This is a genomic window from Bacillus sp. FSL W8-0183, assembly GCF_038006825.1.
GTDB classification, from domain to species: domain Bacteria; phylum Bacillota; class Bacilli; order Bacillales; family Bacillaceae; genus Bacillus; species Bacillus altitudinis.
The window spans coordinates 2,093,147-2,110,782 of sequence record NZ_JBBOVY010000001.1 but is presented as its reverse complement, the minus strand read 5'-3'; the positions used below and the strand labels follow the sequence as shown (position 1 = coordinate 2,110,782).

General features: G+C 41.0%; 14 protein-coding genes and 1 other RNA gene. 11 read left to right on the top strand and 4 right to left on the bottom strand.

Annotation, left to right across the window (positions count from 1 at the left end):
- Nucleotides 1-12 precede the first annotated feature (12 nt).
- The 4 genes from NSQ64_RS10955 to odhB all read left to right on the top strand — a co-directional run bounded on the left by NSQ64_RS10955 (nucleotide 13) and on the right by odhB (nucleotide 7,149).
- On the top strand, nucleotides 13-891 hold the full coding sequence (locus NSQ64_RS10955; protein WP_017359496.1) for an ATP-binding protein: 879 nt from the start codon (nucleotides 13-15) through the stop codon (nucleotides 889-891).
- Nucleotides 892-902: 11 nt separating this feature from the next.
- Nucleotides 903-2,819 (top strand): vWA domain-containing protein, encoded by a 1,917-nt coding sequence (locus NSQ64_RS10950; protein WP_341016471.1) that lies wholly within the window; start codon nucleotides 903-905, stop codon nucleotides 2,817-2,819.
- 224 nt (nucleotides 2,820-3,043) lie between these two features.
- Nucleotides 3,044-5,878 carry a 2-oxoglutarate dehydrogenase E1 component gene (gene sucA / locus NSQ64_RS10945; protein ID WP_268383319.1) on the top strand — a complete coding sequence of 945 codons (2,835 nt, stop codon included), beginning with the start codon at nucleotides 3,044-3,046 and terminating at the stop codon, nucleotides 5,876-5,878.
- A 14-nt stretch (nucleotides 5,879-5,892) separates the two neighbouring features.
- Nucleotides 5,893-7,149, top strand: a complete 1,257-nt coding sequence (gene odhB / locus NSQ64_RS10940) for a 2-oxoglutarate dehydrogenase complex dihydrolipoyllysine-residue succinyltransferase (RefSeq protein ID WP_007500721.1) — start codon at nucleotides 5,893-5,895, stop codon at nucleotides 7,147-7,149.
- Between the two features lie 31 nt (nucleotides 7,150-7,180).
- On the opposite strand, the gene NSQ64_RS10935 is transcribed toward odhB, so the two are convergent.
- The 4 genes from NSQ64_RS10935 to NSQ64_RS10920 all read right to left on the bottom strand — a co-directional run bounded on the left by NSQ64_RS10935 (nucleotide 7,181) and on the right by NSQ64_RS10920 (nucleotide 12,756).
- Nucleotides 7,181-8,131: a bile acid:sodium symporter family protein gene (locus NSQ64_RS10935; protein WP_341016467.1), complete on the bottom strand. Its 951-nt coding sequence runs from the start codon at nucleotides 8,129-8,131 to the stop codon at nucleotides 7,181-7,183.
- 153 nt (nucleotides 8,132-8,284) lie between these two features.
- Nucleotides 8,285-9,106 (bottom strand): superoxide dismutase, encoded by an 822-nt coding sequence (locus NSQ64_RS10930; protein WP_058336743.1) that lies wholly within the window; start codon nucleotides 9,104-9,106, stop codon nucleotides 8,285-8,287.
- Entirely contained in the window at nucleotides 9,099-10,976 is a 1,878-nt protein-coding gene (locus tag NSQ64_RS10925; protein ID WP_268383330.1) for a terpene cyclase/mutase family protein, read from the bottom strand. The genes NSQ64_RS10930 and NSQ64_RS10925 overlap by 8 nt, the downstream gene beginning before the upstream one ends.
- 295 nt (nucleotides 10,977-11,271) lie before the next feature.
- Complete coding sequence (locus NSQ64_RS10920; RefSeq protein WP_017359492.1) at nucleotides 11,272-12,756, bottom strand: aldehyde dehydrogenase family protein; 1,485 nt, start codon at nucleotides 12,754-12,756, stop codon at nucleotides 11,272-11,274.
- A gap of 209 nt (nucleotides 12,757-12,965) precedes the next feature.
- Here NSQ64_RS10920 and NSQ64_RS10915 point away from each other — a divergent pair, with 209 nt between their 5' ends.
- The 7 genes from NSQ64_RS10915 (at nucleotide 12,966) to recQ (ending at nucleotide 17,635) form a co-directional block, all read left to right on the top strand.
- On the top strand, nucleotides 12,966-13,178 hold the full coding sequence (locus NSQ64_RS10915) for a DUF6501 family protein (RefSeq protein WP_017367443.1): 213 nt from the start codon (nucleotides 12,966-12,968) through the stop codon (nucleotides 13,176-13,178).
- A 49-nt stretch (nucleotides 13,179-13,227) separates the two neighbouring features.
- Nucleotides 13,228-13,365 (top strand): YozQ family protein, encoded by a 138-nt coding sequence (locus tag NSQ64_RS10910; protein WP_072368424.1) that lies wholly within the window; start codon nucleotides 13,228-13,230, stop codon nucleotides 13,363-13,365.
- Between the two features lie 277 nt (nucleotides 13,366-13,642).
- Entirely contained in the window at nucleotides 13,643-13,984 is a 342-nt protein-coding gene (locus tag NSQ64_RS10905; protein WP_008346505.1) for a PH domain-containing protein, read from the top strand.
- Nucleotides 13,985-14,161: 177 nt separating this feature from the next.
- Nucleotides 14,162-14,809 carry an SDR family oxidoreductase gene (locus NSQ64_RS10900; RefSeq protein WP_024718581.1) on the top strand — a complete coding sequence of 216 codons (648 nt, stop codon included), beginning with the start codon at nucleotides 14,162-14,164 and terminating at the stop codon, nucleotides 14,807-14,809.
- An 89-nt stretch (nucleotides 14,810-14,898) separates the two neighbouring features.
- Nucleotides 14,899-15,399 (top strand): TraR/DksA family transcriptional regulator, encoded by a 501-nt coding sequence (locus tag NSQ64_RS10895; RefSeq protein ID WP_125590376.1) that lies wholly within the window; start codon nucleotides 14,899-14,901, stop codon nucleotides 15,397-15,399.
- A gap of 133 nt (nucleotides 15,400-15,532) precedes the next feature.
- A non-coding RNA gene (gene ssrS, locus NSQ64_RS10890) (6S RNA) lies at nucleotides 15,533-15,718 on the top strand.
- Between the two features lie 135 nt (nucleotides 15,719-15,853).
- Entirely contained in the window at nucleotides 15,854-17,635 is a 1,782-nt protein-coding gene (gene recQ / locus NSQ64_RS10885; protein ID WP_125590378.1) for a DNA helicase RecQ, read from the top strand.
- Nucleotide 17,636: the final 1 nt, after the last annotated feature.

Here is a 17,636-nt window from a genome sequence, read left to right as displayed (position 1 = left end):
AATTAATCATATATGTTTAACCAACCAGCACTCCCAGAAGAAATTCAAGCAATGATCGAAGCAAAAGGAAAAGTTCTCGAAGAAGAATTTCGTCCGCTTATCGGAACAGGCGGCTATGAATCACAAGATACGTCTATTATTCAAGATGCCATGATTGCACTTGCCCTAGGAAAAAATGTTCTGTTAAAAGGACCGACGGGCTCAGGTAAAACAAAACTAGCAGAAACTTTATCCGCGTTTTTTCAACAGCCGATGCACAGTGTAAACTGCTCAGTTGACCTTGATGCAGAAAGTCTAATTGGCTATAAAACCATCCATAATGATGGACAAGTTGCTTCTATAGAATTCATTGAAGGACCCGTTACAAAAGCAATGAAAAAAGGACACCTTTTATATATTGATGAAATCAACATGGCAAAACCAGAAACACTACCTATTTTAAACGGTGTGCTTGATTACAGAAAAATGATGACAAACCCATTTACAGGTGAAGTCGTTAGAGCAGAAGAAGGTTTTGGCGTGATTGCAGCAATCAATGAGGGATATGTGGGGACAGTGCCGCTCAATGAAGCGCTGAAAAACCGTTTTGTCGTCATTGAAGTTCCTTACATTGGCGGTGGCATTTTAAAAGAAGTACTGCACACTCAATCCGTATTAAAGGATGAGCGGTTAATCGATCAATTCGTACAGCTCTCATCAGATCTCATCGTCCAAGCACACAATGGACAGGTCAGTGAAGAAGCCGCATCCATTCGCGCACTGTTAGATACATGTGATCTTGCGCAATATATCCCGCCGCTTCGTGCAATTGAACGAGGAATTGTAGAGAAGCTAGAAGATGACCGGGAAAAAGCAGCGGTAAGAAATATCGCTCAAACATTATTCGAGTGAGGTTCTGACTTTTGAAATTCATCAAATTTAATGACAGCAGAATCGATTCATTTCTATTTATGGAATTAACGGATTTAGCCAAAACTCTTGCCAAAAGTGATGATGTGGAGCTTGAATACGGTGTTCAATCGTACTATGAACCGTTTGAAAAGAAAATTTTCATCAGCCATTTTTGGGATGATCGTCATCAAGAGGATATGATGGCAGGCCTAAAAAGTGATGTGTTCCTGCGAGCAGTAGGGACAGTGTATAGCGATCTTACAGTATTTGAAGACATCATTCGCTATGCCCACACATTATCCATTCCTGATGTGTGCAAACAATTGTTTATGCTGTTTGAAGATATCCGCATTGAAGAGCGGATTAAACGTGACCGCCCAGGAACAAAAAAGGTATTTAAACGGAGAAGAGAGCTTTACAGACGTCACTTTAAAACACAATTAACGATTAACCAAGAGCGCAGTATTTTAACAGATTCACTCTTTTGTGCGATATACGTGAAGCTGACAGCCGAATCTCCGCTTGAAGAAATTCCACCCCTTCATGAGCGGATAGATCCAATGATTCCGTTTATTGAGTCAAGTCTTGAACGTGTATATGACGCACGCTCGACATCTGATATCGCCATCATTGTGAAGGAATTGACAGAAGGCTTCGATGAGCTCCTTGAAAAGGATATGCTGAACACATACTTTTTCTTCCCAGAATTGGACTATGAAAAAGCGGCAAAAGAACCGCTTTTCCATGACCTCAAAAGAAAGTCTAAGTTAAGTGAGGATATAAAAGTCGATCGGGAAAAAGAGGGGGATGAAGACATCCATAATGAATATATGGAAGTATGGCATAGAGAAACGGAAGCACCATCTAAAAGTTTCCTTCAATTTGATTTAGAACACGGTGGTAAAAGCGATCTCGGTAAAGATGCGGCAAGAGAAGGTGACGATGGAGATCAGGCGCTTGGAACGGTTCAAGGTTCAGCCAAACAAACCCATCGAAAAGACTATTCAAAGCTTGAAGCACTAGAAGAGGCAGAAGGAGAAGAAAGCGGGGCAGATGCGCATGAGAATGGAAAAGAAAACAAATATGCATTTCCAGTCATGATTTCACCAGAACCTCCTTCACCAGAGCAAATAGATGTGTACAAGCAGCACGCAAAGGCAATCGAGCCTTATCAGAAACGCTTAAAACAAATGATTCAAAAAACACTTGAGCATAAAAAAACATGGCCAAAAACAGATCTTCATGCAGGACGTCTCAGTAAAAAGCTCATTCGTTATTTTACAGAGTCCAATCCTCGACTATTTTATAAAAAACAAGCGCCATCTTCTCAAATTGATGCTGTGTTCACTTTATTAGTTGACTGTTCGGCAAGTATGTTTGACAAGATGGATGAGACAAAAAAAGGGATTGTTCTGTTTCATGAAGCTTTAAAATCAGTGCAGGTACCTCATCAAATTGTAGGGTTCTGGGAAGATACAAATGATGCAACTGAAACAAGTCAACCGAACTACTTTAACACCGTCGTATCGTTCAAAGATTCCTTATTTGACGCAGGACCATCCATTATGTCACTTGAGCCAGAAGAGGATAACCGGGATGGCTATGCGATTCGCCAAATGACAAAAATGATTTTAAAACGAAGAGAAGTGCAAAAGTTCCTCATTGTTTTCTCAGACGGAGAGCCGGCTGCATTCAGCTACGAACAAAATGGGATCGTGGATACACATGAAGCGGTTCTCGAAGCGAGAAAAAAGGGAATTGAAGTGATCAATGTGTTTTTATCCAATTCTCCGATTGAAGAGGCGCAGATGAAAACGATCCAAGATATGTATGGCAAGTTCAGCATTTTTGTACCGGATGTCGATACATTGCCAGATGTGCTATATCCATTACTCAAGAAATTGCTGCATAAAAGCATTGGGGCATAAGGTTTTGCCCCTTTCTTTAAAATATTTTTCGGAATGATTTAAATTTTTTGTTTTTCTTTGAATTTTTTATCTTTAATTGAACAAAGAATGTAGAAAGTAATCCGAAACAGTGGTAGAATATGATTGGAAGCGTTTTATTACATAAATTTGGTCATTGTGTTCTGGAAGTTATATCGAGATAGTGTTCAATCACTTGATGATCAAAGTTGGGGGTAGTGTTCAAAATGTTTCAAAATGATGTGAAACAACCGTTGAGTTGGGAAGAATTTCATGGTCCGAACCTCGGCTACGTGCTCGAGCTCTACGATCAATATGTCCAGGATCCTACTAGTGTTGATGAAGACATAAGAGGCATATTTGATGAACTTGGTGCACCACCGAGTGAAATGAAGGAGGAAATTGGGAAAAAAGAAAATAGCGTAGTTACTTCTGAACAAATCCAAAAGATAGCATCAGTCGTTAAACTGGCAGAAGACATCAGAACATATGGCCATTTAAATGCTTCCGTCAATCCTCTTCGCAAAGAAAAGGAATTACAAGAGCTGTTTCCATTAAAGGAATACGGTTTAACTGAAGAAGACGTTAAGAATATTCCAATATCAATTATTAGTCCAGATGCACCTAAACACATTTCAAACGGCATAGAAGCCATTAACCATTTGAGAAATACGTATAAGCGTACCATTTCATTTGAGTTTGATCACGTACATGACTTCGAAGAGCGCAACTGGCTCTCTAAATCTATTGAGTCTGGTGAATTATTTAAGAAAAAACCAGCAGATAAACTAGTTTCTGTATTCAAAAGATTAACAGAAGTCGAGCAATTTGAGCAGTTCCTTCACAAAACATTTGTTGGACAAAAGCGTTTTTCTATTGAAGGATTAGACGCACTTGTTCCAGTACTTGATGAAATTATATCCGAGTCTGTTACACAAGGGACTTCAAATATTAACATTGGAATGGCACATAGAGGCCGTTTAAATGTATTAGCACATGTGTTAGGAAAGCCATATGAGATCATTTTCTCAGAATTCCAGCATGCGCCTAATAAAGAGCTTGTACCATCAGAAGGCTCTATCGGCATCAGCTACGGATGGACAGGGGATGTAAAATATCATCTCGGTGCTGACCGCCAAATCAAAGATGAAGATACAAAGAGTGCAAGAGTCACACTTGCCAATAACCCAAGTCACTTGGAATTTATTGACCCGATTATTGAAGGAAGCACTCGTGCAGCTCAAGAATCGCGTACTCAAAAAGGCTATCCAGTTCAAGACGTTGAAAAAGCGTTAGCCATCTTAATTCATGGGGATGCTGCATTTCCTGGAGAGGGAATTGTCGCAGAAACATTAAATTTAAGTCAATTAGTCGGCTATCAAGTGGGGGGAACGATCCATATCATTGCCAACAATATGATTGGATTTACCACAGAAAGCAATGAATCTCGTTCAACTAAATACGCTAGTGACCTTGCAAAAGGTTTCGAGATTCCAATTGTTCACGTCAATGCAGACGATCCAGAAGCTTGTTTAGCAGCTGTTCAGCTGGCGGTAGAATACCGTAAACGGTTTAAAAAGGATTTCTTAATTGACTTGATTGGCTACCGCAGATATGGCCATAACGAAATGGATGAGCCTTCTACTACTCAGCCAATGCTGTACGATGCGGTCAGAAAGCACAAAACGGTCAAGAATATCTTCGCAGATAAGCTTGTCACTGAGGGCCTTCTGTCAAAAGAACAAAGAGAAGAAATTGAGCAGGCTGTCACGGCAAAAATTGAAGAAGCTTATAAAAAAGTGCCTTCAAAGAAAGAACATACGATTCAAGAAATCGAACTGCCAGAGCCTGTATCTAACGGTTTCCCTACAGTTGATACATCTGTAGAGTTTGATGTATTAAGAAAGCTGAATGAAGAATTAATTAGCTGGCCGAAAGACTTCCAAGTATTCGGTAAGCTAAAGCGGATCCTTGAAAAACGTGCAAAAGTGTTTACAGATGATCGCAAAGTGGAATGGTCACTTGGTGAAGCACTGGCATTTGCATCTATATTAAAAGACGGTACGCCGATTCGAATGACCGGACAGGATTCTGAGCGAGGCACATTTGCTCAAAGAAACCTTGTTCTTCACGACAGTCAAACGGGAGATGAATTCATTGCTCTTCATGAACTGAGTGATGCAAATGCATCATTTACAGTCCATAATAGTCCACTGTCAGAAGGCTCTGTCATCGGGTTTGAATATGGTTATAATGTCTATTCTCCTGAAACATTAGTGATTTGGGAAGCTCAATTTGGAGACTTCGCAAATGCGGCTCAAGTGTATTTTGATCAATTTATTTCAGCAGGCCGCGCCAAGTGGGGACAAAAGTCAGGGCTTGTGATGCTCTTGCCACATGGATATGAAGGACAAGGTCCAGAACATTCTAGTGGAAGAACAGAACGCTTCTTGCAATCAGCTGCTGAGAATAACTGGACAGTTGCGAACCTGACAAGTGCAGCTCAATACTTCCATATTCTTAGAAGACAGGCGAAAATGCTACTTCGTGAAGAGATTCGTCCTCTTGTCATCATGACACCGAAGAGTCTGCTTCGTAACCCGAACACATTATCCGAAGTCCAAGAACTAACAGATGGACAGTTCCGTCCAGTTCTTGAACAGCCGGGCCTTGTGCATGATCATGAAAAAGTAACACGCCTTGTGCTATCGAGCGGGAAGGTATCGATCGATATTAGTGATCGTTTTACTCAAATGGAAGACTCAAAAGATTGGCTTCATATTGCGAGAGTGGAACAATTATATCCATTCCCAGCCAAAGATATTAAAGCCATTTTATCAAAACTGACGAACTTAGAAGAAATCGTATGGGTGCAAGAAGAACCGCAAAATATGGGCGCTTGGGGATATATTGAGCCATATTTACGTGAAATTGCATCTGAAAAAGTAAAAGTACGTTACATCGGCCGCAGAAGACGTTCAAGTACGGCTGAGGGTGATCCAACTGTTCATAAAAAAGAACAAGAACGAATTGTATCTGATAGCTTGACTCGCAAAAACTAAGGGGGAAATGAAAAATGGCGGAAATTAAAGTACCTGAACTAGCGGAATCAATCTCGGAAGGAACAATTGCTCAGTGGCTAAAACAGCCGGGCGATTATGTTGAGCAGGGGGAATACCTGTTAGAACTTGAAACAGATAAAGTCAATGTCGAATTGACAGCTGAAGAATCTGGTGTTCTAAAAGAAGTACTGAAAGATTCTGGTGACACTGTCCAAGTTGGAGAAGTCATCGGAACGATTGCAGCAGGTGAAGCTGGCGGAAGCGAGTCCGCAGCTCCAGCACCTGAGCAAGATTCTGCACCAGCTTCGAAAGAAGAACCAGCAGCTGAACAAAAAGAAGAGGCAGCAAAAGAAGAGCCGAAATCTGGTAATGGCAGAACGATCGCTTCTCCAGCAGCTAGAAAACTAGCAAGAGAGAAGGGGTTAGACTTATCTGAGATTCCAACCGCAGATCCGCTGGGCAGGGTACGAAAGCAGGATGTAGCTTCTTACCAAAAGAATGAAGCTCCTGCAAGTGCACCGAAAGCCGCGCCAAAAGCAAATGCTGCGGTGCAAAATGATCAAGCAGGGAAACCAGTTGAGCGTGAAAAAATGTCACGCCGCAGACAAACCATTGCAAAACGTTTAGTTGAAGTTCAACAAACGGCAGCGATGCTGACAACATTTAATGAAGTCGATATGACAGCTGTCATGGATCTAAGAAAGCGTCGCAAAGATGCCTTCCTTGAACAAAACGATGTGAAACTGGGCTTCATGTCCTTCTTCACAAAAGCAGTGGTAGCAGCACTTAAAAAATATCCACTTCTCAACGCAGAAATTCAAGGTGATGAGCTTGTCATTAAAAAATTCTATGACATCGGTATTGCTGTAGCCGCCAATGAAGGGCTTGTGGTACCAGTTGTCCGTGATGCAGACAGACTATCATTTGCTGGAATTGAAAAAGAAATCGGTCATCTTGCGAAAAAAGCAAGAGATAACAAATTATCGCTCAATGAATTACAAGGTGGATCATTCACGATCACAAACGGAGGAACATTTGGTTCTCTGCTTTCAACACCAATTTTAAACAGTCCTCAAGTTGGAATTTTAGGTATGCATAAAATTCAGCTTCGTCCTGTTGCAATTGATGAAGAACGCTTTGAAAACCGTCCAATGATGTATTTAGCTCTTTCATACGACCACCGTATTGTCGATGGTAAAGAAGCTGTTGGGTTCCTTGTCACGATTAAAAATCTACTTGAAGATCCTGAACAGCTATTGCTTGAAGGATAATCGAAAGAAAAAGCTAGTACCGATGAGGGTACTAGCTTTTTTGGTCTTTATTTTCTGGGTAGCCTCTTTTTGACCAAAATGTTGCCAGCCAAGAGCCAGATAAATTATGCCATACGCTAAAAATGGCACTGGGAACGGCGGCAAGTGGAGAAAAATGTGCGGTTGCAAGGGCTGCGCCAAGTCCAGAATTTTGCATCCCTACTTCTATTGAAATTGCTCGTTGAGAAGGAATGTCCATTTTACACCATTTTGCAATGAGGTAACCCAATAATAGACCAAGAGCATTATGTAAAACAACAACGGCAAAAATAAGCAGTCCAGATTGCAGAATCTGTTCTTTATTTGCGCTGACAACAGCTGCAATGATGGCGACAATGCCAACCACAGATATAAGCGGGAGTGCTTGTACAGCATACGTCACTTGTTTTTTAAAAAACAATTTGACGATGACCCCTAAAATAATCGGAATTAAGACAACTTGGACAATCGACAAAAACAAAGCACCCGGTGATACAGATAACCAAGATTTTGCAAAGATATAAATGAAAACAGGGGTCAAAATGGGAGCAAGTAGGGTCGAGATCGTTGTCACGGCAACGGATAAGGCCGTATTTCCTTTCGCCAAAAAGGTCATTACATTGGATGCAGTCCCGCCTGGACAGCAGCCGACGAGAATGACACCAACAGCGATTTCAGAAGGCAAATGTAACCCATAGGCCAATAAAAATGCAATGAGTGGCATCAGTGTATACTGCGCTAAAACCCCGATCAATACATAAAGAGGCTTTCTAAAAAGCTCTTTAAAATCTTCAGAAGACAGCGTCAGCCCCATGCCAAACATAATAATGCCAAGTAAAAAAGGGATATAAGGTCCAATCAAAGAAAATGCCGCAGGAAAAGTAAAACCTAGACAAGCAAAGACAATGACCCATATAGCAAATGTTCTTCCCGCAAAGTGACTAATGTGTAAAAGGGTGTTCATACTATCTTTCAACTCTCTTTCTTTTCATATCTTTTCTATTTTAAATGAATTTTCTGAAAAAACAACCTATGATTTTGCATCTGGTGCTCATAATATTATTATGTAAACTAATAAAAAACCCCACATAGTATATGAACTATGTGGAGTATGCGATCAAAAAGGTGTCCATTTCACTTGTTGAGCCTGTTTTAGTCTTGCTTCTGGCTCACGCCAGTCAACGACATTCCACCACTGGTCTACATATTGCGCCTTCTCATTTCGATATTGGAGGTAATAGGCATGCTCCCACACATCAAGAGCAAGAAGGGGGATGATGTCCCATTGCGAGAGGAACTGATGGCGCTCTGCTTGTAAAATGTCTAAACGCTGAGATCTCGGGGACCATACAAGGATCGCCCATCCGACACCTTCTACTTGTTTGGCAGCAGCTGAAAAATGTGACTTGAACGCCTCATAGCTGCCAAATGATTGATCAATGAGACGAAGCATTTGACCAGTAGGTTTTCTTTTTCCTGAAGGACTCATTGAAAACCAAAAGATACAATGTAAATAATGTCCTGCCCCATGAAAGGCAAGTTCACGTTCCCAATGCTTGATCATCGTAAAGTCGTTGGTTCTTCTTGCTTTTTTTAGCGCAAGTTCAGCTTGATTTAGACCATTAACATAAGTTTGATGATGCTTTTGATGGTGCAAGTACATAATTTCTTTTGAAATATAAGGTTCGAGCGCGTCATACCGATAAGGCAGTGGTGGTAACTGATGATTTCCAGCTGCTACATCGCGCACTTCTTCGTGTGGCTGCATGTCTTCTGCAATCCTTTCGGCTAGTTCGTACCATTCTTGTTCACTCGAATGATCTTCCTCCATTTTGAGTCGTAAATTTTCCACTTTTCGATGAATTTTATCATCTTGCCACACATGTTGAATGGTGCTAAGCCACTCTTTGAGCTGTGAGCGATATTCTTCTTTATTCATGTATACGCCTCATTTCGTTTAAAAATGTAGAACAAGCCATCATCGGAAACACAAATGGGTAGCTATGATAGGTGATGTAAAATTGTTTTGGCAGTCCAATGCCGACTGGATAGTACATGGCTTCTTCAGTATGGTGATGGTTCACTAAAAAGGAGACAGCTTTCAAAATGGCTGCGTTATTTGCTTTCTCATATTGGAGGAGCGCCTCGGTCGCCCATGCGGTTTGAACCACTGTGCCAAAGGGAAGCGGGACATAGGTTTTCAGTTCTGCACTTTTACACGATTCTCCGAAACTGCCATCTTCAAGCTGAATCTGCTTTAGAAAACGGCACGCTTTTTGCACAGCAGGGTGTGAGGAGGGAACGCCGGCCGCTTTCAGTCCTGTTAACGCCGCCCAAGTTCCATAAATATAACAAACACCCCATCTGCCAAACCATGATCCGTTTTTCTCTTGGTGGTCAATGAGCCATTTTACACATCGATCTTTTTGCCTGAGAATCGAGGGTGAAGCAGTATCTTTTTCTTCTAAACCAATCAAACGGAGCACACGACCAGTAATATCAGGAGTTGACGGATCAATCGCCGCATCCTCCGCAGATTCAAGCGGAAGGTGACGAAGTAGAAAGTGATCTTGATTTTTTTCAAAAGCAGAAAAGCCGCCATCACGGTTTTGCATGGAGAGAAGCCAGTCATATCCTCGTTTCCACTGAAGTGGAGCGTATTCTTTTGGGATCGCTTTTAACACAATTTGCGTGTCATCACAATCAGGATTATTCGTATTGATATGTGAGAAACCAAAGCCCCCGGGAGCAGCATGACGGTTATGAACTGCCCAATCCGCTTTCTTCATTTGCTGCCGGTCCAGCAAATAGGTGAAGGAATTCATGATCATGGGATCTTCTCGTTTTCTTCCTGTTCTTTGAGAAGCGTAACTGACAAGCGCTGTATCCCACACAGTCGAGGTGGAATTCTCAGCATATATCTTGCCTTGACAGGAGGTGACGAGCCTTTTCATACCTCTGACTGCTTTTTGGATGAGATGATGTCCAGGGGAGTACCCAAGGCTCATGAGGGCATAGACCATAAAGATGGTTGCACTTAAGTAACTATACAGCGTCCCATCTTTTTCAAGACGGTCAAACATGTATCGCTTTGCCGCTTCATATCCGAAAAAGTCGAGCCGGCTGTCGAGGGCTGTATATGACCGCATATACATGAGGAAGTGATCAGTCGAACGTTCTTCTCTTGCCATAAACCAGTCAAATGGATTTTTAGACATGTTTTCATCAAGATGGGCTAATGATGGAAACGCAGCATGAGAGGTGTACCGTTTGTTCAGTGCGATCATCATGGGTACAAAATGAATCCTTGCATAGGCACTAAGGTGGTAGAAGTGCAGCGGAAAAGACGTAGGGATGAGTAAAAGAGAAAGAGGTGCATAGAAGTAGGGCCAAGGGTGCATGCCATTTACGGCAAGCATCCACTTTGTCATAAAATGAACGCTCTTTAGTCCACCTTTTGAGCGAATATATTGTGCTGCTTTTTCCATATGGGGCTCGTCTTTTTGAAATCTGCCAGATGCGAGCATGCCGCAATAACCTTGTACTGTAGCTGTGAGATGTCCCGACTGGTCATGATACAAAGAAAAGGAACCATCTTCATTTTGTTTGGCATGTATTGCTTCGGCCAATTGATGGATCAATTGCTGATCAGGGTCACCAACGGCTTTTAACAGCATAATGAAAAAAGCATTTGTCATCATAGGTCCTTCAAAGCAGAAAATAAATGCGCCATCTTCTCTTTGTCTGCGTTCTACCTGCATGTGAAGTTCATCGATATATTCGTTGACTTTCGTTTTAAAATCTTGCATTCGGCCATGCTCCTTTCCTTTATCACTATATTCAGGAGTCGGCCTGTCACATGCCAGCACAAAAAAAGCCGATGACATCGTCACCGGCTCAGCGTGTAGACAAACCCTCGCATTCGTTGTCAGTCCTGTGTGCTGGTGCTCACGAATGTCAAATTCGCTCCGCGCCAGTACTCGTCCTTCTAGACTGCAAAGGTTTTCTATCACGCTGAAAAGAAGACAAAGGGCTAAAATCAAGTTCATTTTATCCCTTTGTCAACAAATTAAGCCGATGACATCGTCACCGGCTTTAGCGTGATTAGTCTTGCAGATTAATCCACACGCTTTTGACTTCTGTATAGTTGTTAAGGGCATATGATCCCATTTCTCTGCCAAGGCCTGACTGTTTATATCCGCCAAACGGGGAGGCGGCATCAAAGACATTATAGCAGTTGACCCAAATGGTTCCTGCTTCTAGGCGTGCAGCGATATCGTGAGCATGCTTTAAGTTTTCTGTCCAAAGTCCTGCCGCTAACCCATAGTCAGATTGATTGGCCCGTTCGACCACTTCATCAATGGAATCGTAAGGAATCGCAGATAGAACTGGACCGAAGATCTCTTCTTTTGCGATTGTCATTTCATCTTCTACATCTCTAAAGACAGTAGGGGAGACGAAATAGCCTGCTTCATAAGGGCAGTCACCACCGACTACGGCTGTTGCACCTTCTGACTTCCCTTTTTCGATATAACCTAACACACGTTCATGCTGCTCTTTACTCACTAGAGGCCCAATCTGGGTATCATGATGAAGACCAGCTCCTTGTTTTAATGATGTCGCATATTTAGCCATTTGATCGACGACTTCATCATATTGGCTCCGGTGCACAAAGACCCTTGATCCTGCACAGCACACTTGGCCTTGGTTAAACATCACGCCGTTTAATGCACCTGGAATGGCTTTCTTTAAATCGGCATCTGGTAAAATAATATTCGGCGATTTTCCGCCAAGCTCTAAAGTAACACGCTTGATGGATTTGGCTGCTTTCTCCATGATCAATTTCCCAACACTTGTTGATCCAGTGAAAGCCAGCTTATTGACATCAGGGTGATCGGTTAATGCTTCACCGGCTGTTTCACCGAATCCAGGAACGATGTTAATCACGCCTTCTGGGAATCCGGCTTTATCCACTAATTCAGCTAAATATAAAGCAGATAGTGGCGTTTGTTCGGCTGGCTTTAAAACGATGGTGCAGCCTGTTGCTAGTGCAGCACCCATTTTCCACATGGCCATGAGCAGCGGGAAGTTCCAAGGAATGATTTGTCCCACAACGCCCACAGGCTCATGGCGGGTATAATTAAAATATCCCTGACTGACAGGAAGGGTTTGTCCAGTCATTTTTGTGGTCCACCCTGCATAATAGCGCATGTGCTCAATGGCAAGAGGGATATCCGCATTGGTTGTTTCATTAATTGGTTTTCCATTATCAAGTGTTTCAAGCTGAGCCAGTTCTTCTTGGTGTTCTTCCATTAAATCTGCCAGCTTAAACATCAAGCGGGCACGTTCGGCTGCAGACATAGAACGCCAAGGTCCATGGAACGCCTTTTTAGCAGCTTTTACTGCCTCATCAATGTCGGCTGCACCTGCTTCATATACATCAATAAGGGTTTCTCCTGTGGCAGGGTTAGGCGTAGAGAATGTTTTGTTATCATGACTTGTGACAAACTGACCGTTAATGTAGAGTTTTTTCGTCCCTTGGAGAAAAGATTCGAGTTTTGAACTGATTTGAAGTGTTGTAGAGCTCATAAATAAACAAACCTCCTTAAAGATATGGGTTGTTCTGCGAGTTCTAGGTGGAAAAAGTGGACATGAAGCCATTTGTATACGCACACGCATGTAAACGTATACATTTATCATATTACACGACATCTTTGAAAGCAATCGATAACACTCATTGCATTTCACGAAAAATTGGCTACAATAAATGTATAGATGAAAAAAGGAGTTTTTAAATCATGATCCATCAAAACTGGCAAACGGCTGAAACGGTAAAACAAGTAAAATGTGTACATACAAATGCGAAAAAATATATGGTTGACCGGGCATTAACGGTTGGGCACACATATGATGTGAAAAATGAAACAGAGGAATTTCTCTTTGTCGTTGATAATACGGGTAAAGTAGGCGGGTACTACAAAGAGTATTTCGAAGACAATTCTGCTGAATGATTTTGATGGTCATCACTCATACTAAGAAAAACAGTAAAGGGTGATGATGATGAAAAAGCAGCAGCAAGAAGAGCAGAAACATCAAAATGCTTGGCATGACAATGAAGATGCTGATATGGCGATGACACTTGAGCAAATTTCTGACGTGTATGCCGAAGGAACGATTGATACCCCAAAAGATGAATAGTCATTTAAAACAGTGATTTTACATAATCACTGTTTTTTTATGGTCTCATAACGAATGATTTCTTGAAAAAAACTGAAACTTTTTTCCTGCTTTAACAGTCTAAATAAGTAGAGGAAAGAGCATCGGATCAAAAAGAAAAAGTTAAATGAAATTTAATCTATTCGTAATGGAATAACGACGATTTATAGCGTATTCTATAAGTGAGAATAAAACGTACCCACAGAGCCGTGTGGCCGTTTTGTCATAAAGGAATTTGATGCAGGAAGAGGGGGTTTACGTGGGTATTTTTTCTGTCAGTAAACAAAATGATCATAAAAAATTCGAATCCTTATTAATTGAAGGAGAAAGAATTGAGGCTGTTTACAGACTGCGTCACGACCAAATTTGTTTCACCAATAAACGACTGATCTTTGGCGATAACCGCGTATTTTCTAAAAAGAAAGTCAGGGTCTCCTTGCCGTATCGATCAATTGAAAGTTTTGCCATTCAAGAAGCTGGCGTGTTTGATCAGGACACTGGTATGCTGCTTGTTACAAGCTCAAAAGTATTTGAACTCGATTTTTCTAAAGATACAGATTTGAGTGACGTGCAGGCCATTTTAACAAAACATCTTTGCTGATCAACGATGCGATTACATAGATCACATGCACTTTTCTCATTCTTTGTTCTTATTTTTATCTATCGCATATCCCTTGAGCTTTTCCCATCACAGTGGGGAAGGCTTTTTTCTATTCGTGTGTTTGAATCACATCAAAAAAGGATAAAGATGAAACAGATACAGAAAGGAGAATGAACAATGAAAGTATTAGTTGCTGGAGCAAACGGACATACAGGGAGACTTGTCATTCGATATTTAAAAGAAAAAGGACATGAGCCGCTTGCTCTCATTCGAGATGAAAAACAAGCAGATGCGCTAAAAGAACTTGGTGCAGCGCCTGTCATCGGTGATCTTGAAAAGGATGTGACAGATGCTGTGAAGCAAGCAGAAGCTGTCATCTTTGCAGCTGGTTCAGGCTCAAAAACAGGTGCAGATAAAACCATTGCAGTTGATCAAGAGGGGGCAAAACGCCTAGTTGATACAGCCAAAAAAGAAAATATTCAGCATTTTGTGATGCTGAGTTCTTATAATGCCGACGATCCTCATCAAGGAAAAGGACAAGGCAGTATGGAGCTTTATTATGAAGCGAAAAGAAAAGCCGATGAACATTTAAAACAGTCTGGTCTTTCTTACACCATTGTGCGGCCAGGAGCACTGCTGCATGAGGAGAAGACAGGGAAAATAGAAGCGGCTGCTCATATTCCAGACGATCGTGACATTGAGATTTCAAGAGAAGATGTAGCCACTGTCTTAGTGGAAAGCTTAACGGAATCCAATGTGAAAAATAAAGCCTTTGACTTAATCAAAGGTGATATACCAGTAGAAGAAGCACTTCGTAATCTTTAAATGAAGAAAGCTGCTGCCAAAGGCGGCGGCTTTTTTGATGTTTTCATTTCACATGGAGCGGGAAGGTAAAGAGAAAGGAGTGATTGACCGTGAGCTTAACGAAAGAGCAAAAAGCTGATTTATATGAAAGACTTATTCAATTAAAAGAAGATGTGAAAGGATCAAAAAAGAAAGAAGAATCCATGCTGGTCGAATCGAATGAGATTTCAAATGGTGTTGGAAACCATATCGCAGATCACGGAAGCATCTATTTAGATCGCATGACCGAACAGACGCTGGATCAAGTCGATGATCAGATCGAAGGTGAAATTGATGCGGCGCTTAAGCGGATGGAAGACGGAACATATGGAATTTGTGAAAAAACAGGAAAAGACATTCCATATGAACGTTTGAAAGCAGTACCCTATACTCGTTATTCAATTGATGCAAAGAAAAATGAAGAAACCAATCAAGATCCAAATGATTTTGACCGTTCGTTCTCTGAGCAAATGCGTGATTTAACAAATAGAGAAACAATGGATCAATTACATTCAGATACGTATGAAAGGCTAGAAGAAGAGCAAGATGTTGATGTAGATGAGGAAAAATAACATGATGAGAGGAATTTATGTTTTCTCAACATAATGTTTTCCCACGTCTACATGGACAAAAATCTTGTATACATGAGTATTTTTTTAGAAAAAACATATCTTGAAATTTAATAAACTTTCGTGTAGTATAGTTTAAAGGCTGCGATGCGCGTAATGTTAATTAAGTTTTAACCTTTAAGCTGTAATAGGGAGTTTTATATTGAAGCCGGAATGTCACGCCTCCTTCGAGAGGAAGACAGGAACGTTTCTGCAAACACCCACTTTGAGGAGTGGTGGTTTAAAACTTTCTTACTTAGATTACGGCATCCGCAGCTTTTCCTAGGATGATTCAAGCCATTTTCCATTTTTGGAAAATGGCTTTTTATTTTGTCCAAAATACGATTTTGAACAGACCGAATGTGGATGTACAAATGTATGTTAAAATAGACAAAACAAACGACGGAGAGGGAATTGGATGTTACAACAAGCAGAAGCACTTCTTAAACAATATTATGGCTTTGATGCTTTTAGACAAGGACAAAAACAAGCCATTGAATCGATTGTGAATAAACGGAAGGATACGGTCTGCATTATGCCGACAGGCGGAGGTAAATCGGTTTGCTACCAGATTCCTGCCCTTATGATGGAAGGAACGACAATCGTTGTATCTCCGCTTATTTCTTTAATGAAAGATCAGGTTGATGCGTTAAATGAGATGGGAATACGATCGTCCTTTTTAAATAGTACACTTTCAGCAGGTGAAATGAATACAAGGCTGAAAAAATGTGAACAGGGGGAGTATGATTTGCTTTATATCACCCCTGAACGCTTACAAAATGAACGTTTTTTTCAGCTGCTTGATCGATTGACGATTCCTTTAATGGCTATTGATGAAGCGCACTGTATATCTGAGTGGGGACATGATTTTAGACCGAGCTATCGCTTTATACAAGAATGTGTAAATAAGCTTTCAAAAAGGCCTGTTATTGTAGCATTAACAGCCACTGCTACAAAGAAGGTTCAACAGGATATATGTGAGCAACTTGGCATGGACGAAGAAGAAACAATCTTTACTGGTTTTGCTAGAGAAAATTTGTCTTTTCAAGTGGTGAAAGGGCAAAACAGCGACCAATTCATCACACAATATATGAAGAAAAACAGTCTTGAGTCAGGCATTATTTATACAGCCACACGAAAAGAAGCAGATCAAATTTATCATCGTCTAAAAAAGCAAAAGATCAAAGCGGGTGTTTATCACGGAGGATTAGATGATGAAGTGAGAGAAGAACAGCAAAATCTTTTTTTAAATGATGATATTCAAGTAATGGTAGCTACATCTGCATTTGGTATGGGGATTAATAAGTCTAATGTACGTTTTGTCATTCATCATCAAATTCCAAGAGATATTGAAAGTTACTACCAAGAAGCAGGACGTGCCGGGAGAGACGGGCTTGAAAGTGAATGCATTTTACTGTTTTCACCGCAAGGCGTACGCGTGCAGCGCTTTCTCATTGAACAATCAACAGAAGATGAATTGCGGTATCAGCATGAATTGCTCAAGTTGAGACAAATGGTAGACTACTGTCATACGGAACAGTGCCTTCAGCAATTTGTGATGGATTACTTTGACCAATCATCAAGTGCCCCTTGTCAAAAATGCAGCAACTGTCTAGACGAGAGAGAGCGTGAAGACGTCACGAGAGAAGCACAAATGGTTTTGTCGTGTACCGTTAGAATGAACGAACGATTCGGAAAAATGATGATTGCTCAAGTATTAGCCGGCTCTAAAAACAAAAAAGTGCTTGATTTTGGTTTCGACCAGCTTCCTACCTATGCTTTAATGAAACAGCATTCAGCCCAACATATCAGTGATTTCATTGAATTTTTAATTACAGAAGAGTATTTACGCATGTCTGAAGGAGCTTTTCCAACACTAAAAGTGACACAAAAAGGAAAGAAAGTGCTAGTGGGGCAGGAGACCGTCTATAAAAAGCAGGCGATAAAGGCAGAGGCTATTCAAGAAAATGATGCTTTATTTGAGCAGTTAAGAATGGTCAGAATGAAGTTGGCAAGAGAGCAGGGCGTTCCGCCATTTGTTGTCTTTTCTGATCAAACATTGAAGGAAATGTCAGCAGTAGAGCCTAAAACAGAAGAAGAACTTTTAAATATTAAAGGTGTCGGTGCACAAAAAAGAGAGAAATATGGAGATGTTTTTTTAGAAGAAATTCGTTTATTTATAGAAAAAGAGAAAAAATAAA

Coding starts and splice junctions, on each gene's coding strand:
- odhB (WP_007500721.1), top strand. CDS start 5,893: ATGGCGGAAATTAAAGTACCTGAACTAGCGGAATCAATCTCGGAAGGA.
- sucA (WP_268383319.1), top strand. CDS start 3,044: ATGTTTCAAAATGATGTGAAACAACCGTTGAGTTGGGAAGAATTTCAT.
- NSQ64_RS10925 (WP_268383330.1), bottom strand. CDS start 10,976: ATGCAAGATTTTAAAACGAAAGTCAACGAATATATCGATGAACTTCAC.
- NSQ64_RS10915 (WP_017367443.1), top strand. CDS start 12,966: ATGATCCATCAAAACTGGCAAACGGCTGAAACGGTAAAACAAGTAAAA.
- NSQ64_RS10920 (WP_017359492.1), bottom strand. CDS start 12,756: ATGAGCTCTACAACACTTCAAATCAGTTCAAAACTCGAATCTTTTCTC.
- NSQ64_RS10935 (WP_341016467.1), bottom strand. CDS start 8,131: ATGAACACCCTTTTACACATTAGTCACTTTGCGGGAAGAACATTTGCT.
- recQ (WP_125590378.1), top strand. CDS start 15,854: ATGTTACAACAAGCAGAAGCACTTCTTAAACAATATTATGGCTTTGAT.
- NSQ64_RS10930 (WP_058336743.1), bottom strand. CDS start 9,106: ATGAATAAAGAAGAATATCGCTCACAGCTCAAAGAGTGGCTTAGCACC.
- NSQ64_RS10910 (WP_072368424.1), top strand. CDS start 13,228: ATGAAAAAGCAGCAGCAAGAAGAGCAGAAACATCAAAATGCTTGGCAT.
- NSQ64_RS10955 (WP_017359496.1), top strand. CDS start 13: ATGTTTAACCAACCAGCACTCCCAGAAGAAATTCAAGCAATGATCGAA.
- NSQ64_RS10900 (WP_024718581.1), top strand. CDS start 14,162: ATGAAAGTATTAGTTGCTGGAGCAAACGGACATACAGGGAGACTTGTC.